This is a genomic window from uncultured Lacinutrix sp., assembly GCF_947500605.1.
Taxonomy (GTDB): Bacteria; Bacteroidota; Bacteroidia; order Flavobacteriales; family Flavobacteriaceae; genus Lacinutrix.
The window spans coordinates 35,393-48,911 of sequence record NZ_CANMSJ010000007.1 but is presented as its reverse complement, the minus strand read 5'-3'; the positions used below and the strand labels follow the sequence as shown (position 1 = coordinate 48,911).

The window sequence follows — 13,519 nt, the reverse complement described above, 5'->3', positions numbered from 1 at the left end:
TTATGAAAAAGAACTTAAAATATATTGCATTTTTAGCACTTACATTATTTATTTATAACTGTAAAGAAGAAATTGAACTTGAAACAGAAAATTTTGAAAGTGTTTTAGTTGTAGAAGGCACTTTAACAAATGAATTTGGTTTTCAAAAAATCAACCTTTCTAGAACTTATTTTCTAGAAGGCAACGAACAAATTTTAGAAAATAATGCAACAGTAAAAATACTAGATAATACAGGTGGAACCTTTACTTTTACTCAAAATAACGATGGAATCTACATCTCAGATATTGAGTTTAAAGCACTACCAGATACTTTTTATTCCTTATCTATTACAACTAGTAATGGAAAACAATATATGTCTCTAGAAAACGAGCTTACTCCTATTTCTCAAATAGATAACCTTTATGTAGACTATAATACAAACGAAGAACAAGCTCAAGTATTTGTAGATAGTGAAAACCAAACCAACGGTGCACAATATTTTAGATACGAATATGAAGAAACATATAAAATAATAGTCCCCTATTATTCACTACAAAATGGCTTTGTTACCAATGTAATTAATAATGGAGAAGAATATGATATTGAATTAGAGCCAAAAACAGAGAATGAAAAAACATGTTTTACAACAAAAGAATCTACAGATATTATACAAACCTCTACAACCTTACTTGGAGATAACATTGTTTACAGATTTCCTGTAAGAACAATTAATAAAGAAAATAGCATAATAAGAGAAAGATATTCGATTTTAGTAAAGCAATATGTTCAAAGTCTTGAAGCGTATAATTACTTTAAAATTATTAAGGAATTGGGTATTAATGATAATGTATTATCAGAAAATCAACCTGGATTTGTTAATGGAAATATAAACTCCATAAATGATGCAAATGAAAAAATAATTGGTTTTTTTGAAGTTGCTTCTGTAACTTCGGAAAGAATCTATTTTAATTACCAAGATTTAGGTATTTCTAAACCTAACTATTTTTATGATTGCGAATATAGAACTGATGATGGAGGTATAATAAATGCTAATAGAAATCATTTAAAGCTAGATTATAACTTGGTAGGTGGACCAGGCGCTCCTAATCAAAGACTAGATCTTTATAGAACATTAACATCAAACGACCCTTATAAATATTTTTCAGAAAGCGGAACTGTTTATGAAATAGTTAGCCCACTTTGTGGGGATTGTACATCATTTTCTTCTAACATACAACCAGATTTTTGGATCGATTAATTATGAAAAAACAAACACTATTTATAGTAACACTACTTTTTACATTAGTATTACAAGCTCAAGTTGGGAAATCTACCTTTAAGACATTAGATCTCTCAAAATTTCCTATGGAAAAAACACAATTAAGCACCAATACCAATCTTGTTTTAGTAGGTGAACATCTTTATTATAAGCTGTTTGTGCTTAGTAATGGGAAATTAAGTAATATAAGTAAAATTGCTTATGTAGAATTAATTGATGCTAATAACAAGTCTATCCATAAGCATATTTTAAATCTAAAAAATGGTGCTGCAAGTAATCGCATATTTATTCCTACCCAGTTAAAAACTGGGCAATATAAATTATTGGCATACACCAATTGGTCTAAAAACAATACTGATAAAAGCTATTTCTCTAAAGATATTTATGTTGTTAATGCTTTTTCAAACGAAAATCAAATTGTAGAAAATAGTACTACCACTGTAAAATTAGAAAAAACTGAAACACTACAAACAAATACCACTAATAATAAAAACATTATTATTAATACATCTAAGCAATCTTATAACAATAGAGAGCATGTTAAAATAGACATTATTACAAATGAAAATTATAAGGATGGTAACTACAGTCTTTCTGTGAATAAAGTAGATTCCATAAGTATGCAAAATGTCTTAGATGATAGTTTTATAACTAATAAAACATCTAACACATTATTCATTCCTGAAATGAGAGGGCAATTGATTACAGGAAAAATTACTAATGTTGTTAATGCATTAGATTTAAACGAAAAAAACATAGCACTTTCTATACCCGGAGAGCAATTTATATTCAAAATAGCAGAAACAAATCCTTCTGGTTATTTTTTCTTCAATTTAGATACTAAAATAAATAGTAACATTGCTACTTTTCAAGTAATAGGAGACACTAAAGAAAATTTTAAAATTGATATTTTAAACAATTTTGAAACTAATTACAAGGATTTATCTTTTAATAATCTAGAATTAGATAATACCTTAAAGTATACTTTAGAGCAACGTAATATTAAAAATCAAATAGAAAACGCCTACTACCAAAATAAAAAAGATAGCATTTTATCGTTAGTAAATTCAAAGTCTTTTTTTAAAACTAAAGAAAAAACTTATGTATTAGATGAGTATACAAGGTTCAAAACAGTTAGAGAAACTTTTATAGAAGTTTTAAAAGAAGCTGGTTTAAGAAAAGAAGGAGATAGTTACAAAATAATTGTTTACGATTTCTACGACAAGAAAAAAGGTCAAGACAATAAAAATATGGACCCATTAGTAATTGTGGATGGTATGATTGTACAAAACAATAATGATCTAATAAACTACGACCCATATAAAATAGAATCTATAGATTTAGTGATTGGAGAGTATCTTTATGGCTCCAAATTATATCAAGGTATTATTAGTGTTAATACTATTACCAAGGATTTTAAAACCTCATTAGTTGGAGATTTTATTATAGATACTACATTAAATTTACCAGAAGATGAAATAGTATATTTCCAACCTCAATATCCAAATAGTACAAAAAACAAGCATATTCCAGATTATAGAAGACAACTATTATGGATTTCTGAGACAAATCTTAACAATGATAAAAATCACTTTACAACCTATACATCAGACGATAAAGGCACGTATAAAATAACTATAGAAGGTTATAGTGCTAATGGAGAATTTATAAAAAGCACCTCTTACTTTACGGTAAATTAAAGAGGATTTAATAAAGATTCTGAAACTCTAAAATTAAGTTCTCCATCGTCGTTAAGTGAATAAACTACTAACATTTCTCCCCAAAGTTGTCCATCGGTAAAATCGGCAATAATCCATTTATGGTTTAAAACTCTAATAGAATTTATTAAAATTTTTCTGCCTGTTGTAGAGACATAAGGCACTAATGGATGTTGCTCTCCTTTGTACTCGTTTTGGGCATATAAAGCATCTTTAACAGTAGTCATTAATTGTTCTACATCGTAACCTTGCTTTAAAAAATAGTCGTAAGAATGATCGTTATAATCGAAACTAAACTGAGATAGCTCATGAATCTCGTCTTTTAAAGTTAAAATTGAATCTCTATATTTTTCTACTTGTTCTTTAGAACTTGCAACACGTACATTACTATCATCAAATATTTTTTTCGAATTTATATAATTGAATAACAATAATAAAACCGAAAATATAAACAAATACATAAAAATGCGATTCTTCATAATAGTAAATAAATTAAGTAGATTTTTTAAATAAAAATATTAGTTAGAAATATTAATTGCAAGCTCATCGTAAGCTAAAAAAACGTTTTCAGGTAATTTTTGTTGTACTTCGTCATGAAAACCTAAATAATGACTAATGTGCGTTAAATATGCTTTTTTAGGTTTTAATTCTGAAATAACTGCTAATGCTTCATCTAAATTAAAATGCGAAATATGCTCTTTTTCTCGTAAAGCATTAATTACCAAAACATCTAAATGCTTTAGCTTTTGCTTTTCTGCTTCAGCAATAGTTTTCATATCTGTTAAATAAGCAAAGTTACCAAAACGATATCCAAAAACAGGTAATTTATAATGGAGTCCTTCAATAGGAATAATCTCTAAACCATTAATAGTAAATGGTTCATTTTTCACTTCATTTTGAATAAGGTTTGGTACACCTGGGTACTTTATTTCAGATGTGAAAATATATTCAAACCGTTGCTGTAACTGTCCTAAAACACGATTATGAGCATAAATATCTATATCACCTTGTCTAAAAAAAAAGGGACGAATATCATCCAATCCTGCAGTATGGTCTGCATGTTCGTGAGTAAAGATTACGGCATCTATTCTTTCTGGATTGGCACGTAACATTTGCTGTCTAAAATCAGGACCACAATCCACAACAAACGTATTATTTTGCCACTCTACTAGTATAGAAACACGCAAGCGTTTATCTTTAGAATTGGTACTTAAACAAACAGGATGTGTGCTACCAATTACCGGTATACCTTGAGAAGTCCCTGTGCCTAAAAATGTAATTTTCACTGTTAGTCTTATTTCTCACAAAAGTAAGATATTTTTTTTGTTTGCTTTACTTATTTGATACCTTTGTATGCACGTTAATTCAATGCCTAAACTATGGAAATTACACTAAAAGGAGACAAGAATATAGAATCTATTCCTTCGATTAAAGACAAAGCACTTCGTATTAATTTAAATGAGAATATTTACGGAACTTTTTCCGAAATTGGTGCTGGTCAAGAAACTGTTCGTCAGTTTTTTAGAGCAGGTGGTGGTTCTGGAACCATAGCCAAAGCAATGTCTGCTTACGATAAAGATTTTAGTGATGCCATTTATGGTATTGAAGACGATAAACGTTATGTTACCGAAGCACGTTTACGTAAAATGTTAGATCACGAAATGAACCTAACAGAGCAACGTATTACTAGAGATAAGCATCCTCATAAAATGTTTTTTAGTTACGCCAATACCGTTGCAACTATAGATTTTGCTAAAAAATACAAAGGACACGGTTGGGTTGGTATTAAATACCAAGTTGATGCAGAGCAAGAATATAACGAGATTGTTTTACACATTCGTTTTAAAGAAAACGATGCGCGTTTACAACAAGAAACTTTAGGTAAATTAGGTACAAACCTTATTTATGGTGCTTTTTACAAGTATAACGAACCTAGAAAATTACTACGTTATTTATACGACCACTTAGATAAAGACCAATTAGAGATTGATACTATTAATTTTTCCGGTCCTGTTTTCGAGAATGTAGATAACCGTTTAATGAGTTTACAACTTGTTAAAAACGGAATGACAGATGCCGTAATGTTTGCTCCAGACGGAAACAACGTATTACCAGCAAGAGTACTTTACAAGCGTAACATACTTACACTACGTGGTAGTTTTAGACCTGTTACCAAAGTAAATATGGACATGTATAAAAAATCTTTAGACATGTTTTTAAAAGAAAATAAGGTAGATGAAGAGAAAACACAAGTTATTTTCGAAATCACTTTATCTAACCTTAGAGCTGAAGGAGAAATAGACGAGCAAGATTTTATGGATCGCGCCAAACTACTATGTTCTTTAGGCCAAACGGTATTAATATCTAATTTCCAAGAATACTACAAACTTGTAGAATACTTCTCTCAATACTCTAAAGCTAGAATGGGCTTAGCAATGGGTGTAAATAATTTAGTAGATATTTTCGACGAGAAATACTACAGACACTTAAGCGGTGGAATACTTGAAGCATTTGGTAAACTCTTTTTTAAAGATTTACGTGTGTATTTATACCCAATGGAAAATGAAGACGGAACTCTAACTACAAGCGATAACTTAAAAGTACATCCACGTATGAAAGAGCTTTACAAGTTCTTTAAATACAATGGTAAAGTTGTAGACATTACAGACTACGACCCGTCTACTCTTAGCATTTTTTCTAGAAAAGTGTTAAGCATGATTAATAAAGGTGAAGACGGTTGGCAAGCATTATTGCCAGAAGGTGTTAGCAAACTAATTATGGAAAAAAGCTTATTTGGATGTGAAACCGAAGAAGTTACCAATAGAAATTAAAAACATTTATAGGATTTAATCCTATTCAAACTATAATAAAAAAGCAAGATTAATTATGTTTACCATAATGCTTGCTTTTTTTCTGTTTAAAACTATACTATATCTTATATAAAGGTATGACATAACTTTATAAATATTTTAATACTTATTTATAACTAACGTGTTTTAGAAAAAAGAAAAAGACATTAGAAATAATCCTAATGTCTTTTTTTATAATATAGTTAGCTTTTCTAAGCCTTAGTTTAAGTAAATAGTTAATTCCCTTCTACTCTAGTAATCTTAGCTCCAATACGCTGTAAACGTTCTACAATGTGCTGGTAACCTCTATCAATTTGTTCAATATTATGAATAGTAGATGTTCCTTTTGCAGATAAAGCAGCAATTAATAACGAAATACCAGCTCTAATGTCTGGAGATACCATTGTTGTTGCTTTTAATTGCGATTTAAAATCGTGTCCCATTACTGTTGCTCTGTGTGGATCGCAAAGAATAATTTTTGCTCCCATATCAATAAGTTTATCCGTAAAAAACAAACGACTTTCGAACATTTTTTGGTGTACTAACACTTCTCCTCTAGCTTGTGTTGCCACTACTAAAACGATACTTAATAAATCTGGAGTAAATCCAGGCCAAGGAGCATCTGCAATAGTAAGAATAGAACCGTCAATGTAATTTTGTATTTCGTAACCTTCTTTGTGAGCAGGAATATAAATATCGTCTCCTTTTTTCTCAAGAGTGATTCCTAATTTAGCAAATACGTTAGGTATTTGTCCTAAATCTTTCCAGCTTACATTTTTAATAGTTAATTCACTTTTTGTCATGGCAGCCAGGCCAATCCAACTTCCTATTTCAATCATATCAGGAAGCATTGTATGGTCTGTACCACCTAATGCATCTACACCTTCTATAGTTAATAAGTTAGAGCCAACACCAGAGATTTTAGCTCCCATTCTGTTAAGCATCTTACATAACTGTTGCAAGTAAGGCTCGCAAGCCGCGTTGTATATAGTTGTTATACCTTCTGCTAAAACTGCAGCCATTACAATATTTGCTGTTCCTGTTACAGAAGCTTCGTCTAAAAGCATATCTGTACCAACTAATTTATCGGCTTCAACACCATAAAAATAGTCTTCTCTGTTATATCTAAATTTAGCACCTAAATTTATAAAACCTTCAAAATGAGTATCTAAACGACGACGACCAATTTTATCTCCTCCTGGTTTAGGTATATAACCTTTACCAAAACGAGCTAATAATGGTCCAACCATCATAATAGAACCACGTAATCCACTACCATCTCTTTTAAAGTCGGCAGTTTGCATATAATCTAAGTCTATAGCATCTGCTTGAAAAGAATAAGATCCTTCACCAAGTTTTTCAACTTTTACACCTAAATTCTCTAGAAGAGATATTAGTTTATTAATATCAATAATATCTGGAATATTATTAATTGTTACTACTTCTGGAGTTAGTAATACAGCGCATAATATTTGTAATGCTTCGTTTTTTGCGCCTTGAGGTTGGATGTCTCCTTTAAGTTGGTGACCGCCTTCTATTATAAATGTACCCATTTCTTATTTTTAGTATCGCTTTTTACCTCGATTTGAGTTGTTGTTCGTTTTCTTTTGATATCCTTTTTTGTTAGAAGTATTAGCATACTTCTTTTTTGCACTAGACTTTAATAAGCTTGCAGAATCTGTTAAAGCTTCTTTAGAATCTTTTAAGTCTATTTCACCATTAGATAATTCGAATAAGTGATTAAAAATCACATAATCTTCTACTGTATCTTTATTCCAATTTAAAAAACACTTTTTCATGTGATTTGCAATGGTATACAATAAAGCCTCTTTTAAATCTCCTTCTTCCCATGAAACAGCTACATCTATCATGGTTTTAATATTGTTTCCGTAGAAACGGTATTTAGGAAAGTTTTGAGGATACTCTAGAGTCTCAGGACGCTCTTCAAGAACTTCTTTTAATGGCTTTTCGTAAGGCGAATCGACATCTAATCCAAAGTTAGCCATGATAAATAATTGATCCCAAAGCTTATGCTGAAAATCTGGTACATCACGCAAATGCGGTTGTAAATTTCCCATTACAGCAATAATAGCTTTTGCTACTTTGTTACGTTCTTCTTTAGTTTCTCTGCTTTTTGCAAAATTCACCATTTTTTGAACGTGTCTTCCATACTCAGGAATAATTAAGTGCTCACGTTCTGTGTTATATTCTATATCGTCAATCAAATTCAAAATTGTGTAGATTTAATGTGTTGCATCGAAGTATCTAATGCTTTCGCAAAATACAAAATTGTTTATAGTTTTACACCAAATAAACTTCAAAATAATCAATTAAGTTTGTTTCTTTTTCTTTTTAATTCAGCATAAAAAAAGGACTATAACCAATGCTATATTTAGCTTTTTTAAATTATAAGAATAAAAAATAGTTAAAATTTAATAGCAATTAACTTAAACTATATTTATTATAACGTATAAATTATAAAGAAATTACGCCTTCTACTTTTTCTCCAACTTCAATATATTTTGCTACAATAGCATCTGGATCTTTCATTCTAACATTAATAGATATGCTAGTATACTTACCATTGCTTGATTCTTTTGTCTTTATTACAGCTCCAGAAAAGTCGAAAATAGCTTCAATTTCTGCTATTTTATGTAAATCTGAAAGCACAATAAATTTATACAAATATTCCGATGGCCATTGCGTTGTCTCTAATAATTGTTCCTTTAACTTCGCGTAAAATGCTTCTGGGTTTTCTGCTTTACTCATTAAACTTATTGGTTTTAAATATGGTTAGCAAAGATAAGTTATCCTTGCATTTTTTTTATACCTTTTTTATTCCGAATTTTACATCGAATTCTTATCGTTTTTGTTTTCAGCTTAAAAGCTTACCTTTTTTTACTTTAATAGCGTCGTTTTTCTTATCAATATAGCAATTGCTACGTTTATAAAAGTGGAAGACAAAGTACTAAATGTAAGTTTTTGCTTGTAAAAGAAAAGCATTTACTAATTTGTTAAAAATACACTATAAATTGAATACAAAAACAATTGTTATAACCGGAGGACCAGGAAGTGGAAAAACCTCAATAATTAACGAATTAACAAAAAGAGGTTTTACTTGTTTTGAAGAAATTTCTAGACAAATAATTCTTAAATCAAGAGAAGACGGCATCGAGCAACTTTTTCTTACTAACCCTATACAGTTTAGCGAATTACTTTTAGAAGGTAGAGTTAAGCAACATAGCGATGCATTAGAAAGTGATAATGAGTTTGTTTTTCTAGACAGAGGTATTCCTGATATTCCTGCTTATATGGATTTTAAAGGTGATACTTATCCAGATTTTTTTACCGAAGCTTGCGATGATCATAAATACGATTCTATATTTATTTTAGCACCTTGGCAAGAAATTTTCACAACCGATAGCGAGCGTTACGAAAATTTCGATCAAGCATTAGAAATACACGAAAAGCTTTTAGACACCTATACAAAAAGCGGTTACGATTTAAGAGATGTACCATTTGGCTCTATTGAAGCAAGAGCAGATTATATTATAGACGTTGTTAAAGCATTATAATACCATTTGAATCATCCTATTAACATATTAGAACGTTATTGGAAATTTACCTCATTTAGACCGTTACAAGAAGAAATTATTAACTCGGTTTTAGAAGGTGAAGACACCTTTGCTTTGCTGCCAACAGGTGGAGGGAAATCGGTTTGTTTTCAAGTACCCGCTTTAGTAAAAGAAGGTATTTGCATTGTAGTATCTCCATTAGTTGCCTTGATGAAAGATCAAGTGCAATCCTTGCAAAATAAAGGTATTAAAGCTATGGCTTTAACTAGTGGAATATCTTATAAAGAGCTAGACACAAAACTTGATAATTGTATTTATGGCAATTACAAATTTCTATATCTTTCGCCAGAGCGTTTGCAGCAAGATATTGTGCAAGATCGTATAAGGTTAATGAATGTAAACCTTATTGCTGTAGACGAAGCACATTGCATTAGCCAATGGGGAAGCGACTTTAGACCAAGTTATAAAAACATTGTTAAATTAAGAGAGTTACAACCTACCGTAAATGTAATTGCTTTAACAGCAAGCGCAACTCCAGAAGTAGTAGAAGACACTATAAAAGAGCTCGATTTTATTAGCCCAAAAGTATTTAAGCAATCGTTTTCAAGGTCTAACTTGGCTTATATGACGTTTACTGAGGAAGATAAACTCTACAGGCTAAAAACCATATTAACAAAAAACAGAGCATCGTCCATAGTTTATGTACGTAATAGAAAAGCGACTCAAGACATTTCTAATTTCCTAGAAAGCAACGGATTTTCTGCTACATTCTATCATGGCGGACTTACTAATACAGAAAAAGATAAGGCACTAGAAAGCTGGATGAATAACCAAAAACTAGTTATGGTTGCCACCAATGCTTTTGGAATGGGAATTGATAAACCAGATGTTAAATCGGTTATTCATTTAAATTTACCAGAAAGTTTAGAAAGTTACTTTCAAGAAGCTGGTCGTGCCGGTAGAGATGGCAAAAAAGCTTTTGCTGTTATTTTAAAAAATAAGAGTGATGAATTACTGGTAAGAAATCAGTTTTTAAAAGTACTGCCGCAAGTAGATTTTATTAAAAAAGTATACAGAAAATTAAGCAGCTATTTTCAAGTCCCTTATGGTGAAGGACAAGACGAAACTTTCGATTTTAATTTTAATAGATTTTGTAAAACCTACGGGTTTAACACACTTCTAGCCTACAATGCAATACTTATATTAGATAGAACAAGTATTATTACTTTAACTAAACTGTTTAAAAACAGTACCCAAGTACTTTTTAAAGTTAGCAATAACGCACTCTTTAGTTATTTAGAAACACATCCTCAAATAAGTATTATCGCGAAATCTATATTACGAACTTATGGAGGCGCTTTCGAGCAAGAAACTAAAATTAATACTGCGTTAATGGCAGAAAAAACCTCTACAAGTGAGGAAAAAATAATAGAAGCTTTAATACTCCTTGAAAAAGCAGAAATTATTACTTTAAAACACTCTAAAACAGATGCACAAATCACTTATTTAGTACCACGAGAAGACGAGAAAACCATTAATAGAATTGCAAAGGTTATTAAACAACAAAATGCATTAAAAGAAAAACAGGTACTATCTGTTTTAAACTATTCTAATAATGATGACATTTGCAAAAGTGTACAGCTCCTCTCCTATTTCGAAGAAACCCAAGTTAAAGACTGTGGAATTTGTTCGGTTTGTATTACTAGAAAATCATTGAAAAAAGCAATTCCAACAGATATAAAAAAAGAAATTATTAAAGCATTAGAACATGGAGAACTCTCTTCGAGAGCCTTGTTCGAAAGTCTTAGTTTTTCTGAAGAAAACATTAACAAGCAATTAAAAGAATTGTTAGAGTACAATATTATAAGCATTACAAAAACAAATACCTATACACTTTCTCATTTAAATTAAATTAGAAAGCGTATTACAAACTAGCACATATATAATGAGTAAAAAAAGAGATTTAAGAATAGTATTTATGGGAACACCGGAATTTGCGGTTACCATTTTAGATACCTTATTAGAAAACGATATTAATGTAGTAGGTGTTATTACTGCTCCAGACAAACCTGCTGGACGTGGTAGAAAATTAAATAAAAGTGCCGTAAAAGAATATGCAGAAACTAAAGGTTTAAATATTTTACAACCTACAAACTTAAAAAGCGAAGACTTCCTAGAAGAGTTAAAAAGCTTAAATGCTAATTTACAAATTGTAGTTGCCTTTAGAATGCTACCAAAAGCAGTGTGGCAAATGCCAGAATTTGGAACGTTTAACCTTCACGCCTCTTTATTACCAAACTACCGTGGAGCTGCACCTATTAATTGGGCTATTATTAATGGAGAGACAAAAACTGGTGTTTCTACCTTTTTTATAGATGAAAAGATAGATACCGGCGAAATGATTTTACAAGAAACAATAAACATAGACCCAAACGAGAATGCAGGAAGCCTTCACGATAAACTTATGCACCTAGGTAGTGACCTTGTTTTAAAAACTGTAAACCATATTGCAATTGGAGATGTAAAAACTACGCCTCAACCAGAAGATGCTATTTCTAGAACAGCTTACAAGCTAAATAAAGACAATTGCAAAATAGATTGGACAGAAAGCATAGACACTATACATAATAAAATACGTGGGTTAAGCCCATATCCTGCTGCTTGGTTTCAACTTTTAAACGATGAAGAGACTCTGGATATAAAAATATATACTGTAGAAAAAGAAATTATAGAGCACGACTACAAAGTAGGATCTATTATTTCTAGTAAGAAAGAATTAAAAGTTGCAGTAAAAGAAGGTTTTATTAATGTACTAGATATTAAACTTCCTGGAAAGCGCACATTAGATATTAAATCTCTTTTAAACGGTTACACTTTTAAAACTGATGCAAAAATGCTCTAAGCCCTTATGGTTACTGTAAAAGTTAAAAACATCAAAAAAACAGGCATCTTTATTAACAAATGCCCGAAGTTATTAACAAAATAGCGTATTTCCCTTGCTATTACTTGCGTAGTAGCATAATCCGTATAAATTTGTAGGAGGATAACAAAAAATATTGTTTACCAACTATTTATTAATAATTAAAATTTACATTATGAACAAAACAGATTTAATCGATGCTATGGCAGAACACGCAGGAATTACTAAAGCAGCTTCAAAGAAAGCTTTAGAATGTGCGTTAATTGAAATTGAAGGAGCCTTACAAAAAGGTGACAGAGTTTCATTAGTAGGATTTGGATCTTGGTCAGTTTCTAAAAGAGCTGCTAGAGATGGAAGAAATCCTCAAACTGGAAAAACTATCAAAATCAAAGCTAAAAACGTTGTTAAGTTTAAAGCTGGATCTGATTTAGCTGGTGCAGTAAACTAAGTTTTACTACATTATAACTTTCAAAAAGCCTTCCTTATGGAAGGCTTTTTTTTGTTTAAAACACTGACGCACAGTTTTATTTTATAGAAACTTTAACAAAAAATAACATAAAGCTTAAAAAATATTGCTTATTAAATAAATATAGTTTACATTTATTTTATAAATTTCTCTTTTAATTATGATATTAACCAAACCAACGAAAGGAGATTTGTTAGTCGCAGAACCATCTATAATAGGCGATTTATCTTTTAATCGCTCTATAGTATTATTAACAGATCATTCTACAGAAGGTTCTATAGGTTTTATACTTAACAAACCTTTAGAATTTACTATTAGCGACTTAATACCCGAGATTGAGATACCATTTAAAGTTTATAATGGTGGTCCAGTAGAACAAGACAACCTATATTTTATACACAAGGTTCCAGAATTAATACCCAACAGTATAGAAATATCTTTAGGTATTTTTTGGGGAGGAGATTTTAGTGAAGTTTCAAAACTAATTGTTGATGGCAAAATAAGCGAAAAGGACATTAAATTCTTTTTAGGTTATTCTGGATGGGAAATAAACCAACTAGAAGAAGAACTAAAATCTAATGCTTGGGTAGTTACAAAAAACGTCCACAAAAAAGCTATTATAGAAAAAGACTATGAGTTTTTCTGGAAAGAAAAAATGGTAGAACTTGGTGGAGAATATAGTATATGGTCTAATGCACCAGAAAACCCTAGTTATAACTAGCACTTATTTAA

Annotated in this window: 13 protein-coding genes; 8 read left to right on the top strand and 5 right to left on the bottom strand. The window is 30.4% G+C overall.

What is annotated here, in order from left to right; genetic code table 11:
• Positions 1–2: 2 nt before the first annotated feature.
• On the top strand, positions 3–1,238 hold the full coding sequence (locus Q0935_RS11045) for a DUF4249 domain-containing protein (protein ID WP_299385864.1): 1,236 nt from the start codon (positions 3–5) through the stop codon (positions 1,236–1,238).
• Between the two features lie 2 nt (positions 1,239–1,240).
• A complete protein-coding gene (locus tag Q0935_RS11040) occupies positions 1,241–2,959 on the top strand; it encodes a hypothetical protein (protein ID WP_299385861.1) in 1,719 nt (572 codons plus the stop codon).
• Here the strand turns inward: Q0935_RS11040 and Q0935_RS11035 are convergent.
• Positions 2,956–3,456 (bottom strand): hydrolase, encoded by a 501-nt coding sequence (locus Q0935_RS11035; protein WP_299253582.1) that lies wholly within the window; start codon positions 3,454–3,456, stop codon positions 2,956–2,958. The two genes, Q0935_RS11040 and Q0935_RS11035, sit on opposite strands and share 4 nt — an antisense overlap.
• Positions 3,457–3,495: 39 nt before the next feature.
• Positions 3,496–4,263, bottom strand: coding sequence for an MBL fold metallo-hydrolase (locus Q0935_RS11030; protein WP_299253579.1), 768 nt, complete (start codon positions 4,261–4,263; stop codon positions 3,496–3,498).
• A 93-nt stretch (positions 4,264–4,356) separates the two neighbouring features.
• On the opposite strand from Q0935_RS11030, the gene Q0935_RS11025 reads away from it, so the two are divergent.
• Complete coding sequence (locus Q0935_RS11025) at positions 4,357–5,808, top strand: TonB-dependent receptor (protein WP_299385858.1); 1,452 nt, start codon at positions 4,357–4,359, stop codon at positions 5,806–5,808.
• 254 nt (positions 5,809–6,062) lie between these two features.
• Here Q0935_RS11025 and murA read toward each other — a convergent pair whose 3' ends face one another.
• The 3 genes from murA to Q0935_RS11010 all read right to left on the bottom strand — a co-directional run bounded on the left by murA (position 6,063) and on the right by Q0935_RS11010 (position 8,595).
• Complete coding sequence (murA, locus tag Q0935_RS11020; protein WP_299385855.1) at positions 6,063–7,379, bottom strand: UDP-N-acetylglucosamine 1-carboxyvinyltransferase; 1,317 nt, start codon at positions 7,377–7,379, stop codon at positions 6,063–6,065.
• A 9-nt stretch (positions 7,380–7,388) separates the two neighbouring features.
• Positions 7,389–8,051, bottom strand: a complete 663-nt coding sequence (locus tag Q0935_RS11015) for a DUF4290 domain-containing protein (protein ID WP_299253863.1) — start codon at positions 8,049–8,051, stop codon at positions 7,389–7,391.
• Positions 8,052–8,301: 250 nt separating this feature from the next.
• On the bottom strand, positions 8,302–8,595 hold the full coding sequence (locus tag Q0935_RS11010) for a DUF493 family protein (RefSeq protein WP_299253570.1): 294 nt from the start codon (positions 8,593–8,595) through the stop codon (positions 8,302–8,304).
• Positions 8,596–8,858: 263 nt separating this feature from the next.
• Between Q0935_RS11010 and Q0935_RS11005 the strand changes: the two genes are divergently transcribed.
• From Q0935_RS11005 to Q0935_RS10985, 5 genes are all read left to right on the top strand, one after another.
• Entirely contained in the window at positions 8,859–9,401 is a 543-nt protein-coding gene (locus Q0935_RS11005; RefSeq protein ID WP_299253568.1) for an ATP-binding protein, read from the top strand.
• Positions 9,402–9,407: 6 nt separating this feature from the next.
• Entirely contained in the window at positions 9,408–11,312 is a 1,905-nt protein-coding gene (locus tag Q0935_RS11000; protein WP_299385852.1) for an ATP-dependent DNA helicase RecQ, read from the top strand.
• Between the two features lie 34 nt (positions 11,313–11,346).
• Positions 11,347–12,303 carry a methionyl-tRNA formyltransferase gene (gene fmt / locus Q0935_RS10995; RefSeq protein ID WP_299385849.1) on the top strand — a complete coding sequence of 319 codons (957 nt, stop codon included), beginning with the start codon at positions 11,347–11,349 and terminating at the stop codon, positions 12,301–12,303.
• Positions 12,304–12,496: 193 nt separating this feature from the next.
• Positions 12,497–12,769 (top strand): HU family DNA-binding protein, encoded by a 273-nt coding sequence (locus Q0935_RS10990; protein WP_055436671.1) that lies wholly within the window; start codon positions 12,497–12,499, stop codon positions 12,767–12,769.
• Positions 12,770–12,947: 178 nt separating this feature from the next.
• Entirely contained in the window at positions 12,948–13,508 is a 561-nt protein-coding gene (locus tag Q0935_RS10985) for a YqgE/AlgH family protein (RefSeq protein WP_299253555.1), read from the top strand.
• Positions 13,509–13,519: the final 11 nt, after the last annotated feature.

Excerpts from the sequence above, each read along its gene's own strand:
- fmt (WP_299385849.1), top strand. The coding sequence starts at position 11,347 with ATGAGTAAAAAAAGAGATTTAAGAATAGTATTTATGGGAACACCGGAA.
- Q0935_RS11040 (WP_299385861.1), top strand. The coding sequence starts at position 1,241 with ATGAAAAAACAAACACTATTTATAGTAACACTACTTTTTACATTAGTA.
- Q0935_RS11035 (WP_299253582.1), bottom strand. The coding sequence starts at position 3,456 with ATGAAGAATCGCATTTTTATGTATTTGTTTATATTTTCGGTTTTATTA.
- Q0935_RS11010 (WP_299253570.1), bottom strand. The coding sequence starts at position 8,595 with ATGAGTAAAGCAGAAAACCCAGAAGCATTTTACGCGAAGTTAAAGGAA.
- Q0935_RS11045 (WP_299385864.1), top strand. The coding sequence starts at position 3 with ATGAAAAAGAACTTAAAATATATTGCATTTTTAGCACTTACATTATTT.
- murA (WP_299385855.1), bottom strand. The coding sequence starts at position 7,379 with ATGGGTACATTTATAATAGAAGGCGGTCACCAACTTAAAGGAGACATC.
- Q0935_RS10990 (WP_055436671.1), top strand. The coding sequence starts at position 12,497 with ATGAACAAAACAGATTTAATCGATGCTATGGCAGAACACGCAGGAATT.
- Q0935_RS11025 (WP_299385858.1), top strand. The coding sequence starts at position 4,357 with ATGGAAATTACACTAAAAGGAGACAAGAATATAGAATCTATTCCTTCG.
- Q0935_RS10985 (WP_299253555.1), top strand. The coding sequence starts at position 12,948 with ATGATATTAACCAAACCAACGAAAGGAGATTTGTTAGTCGCAGAACCA.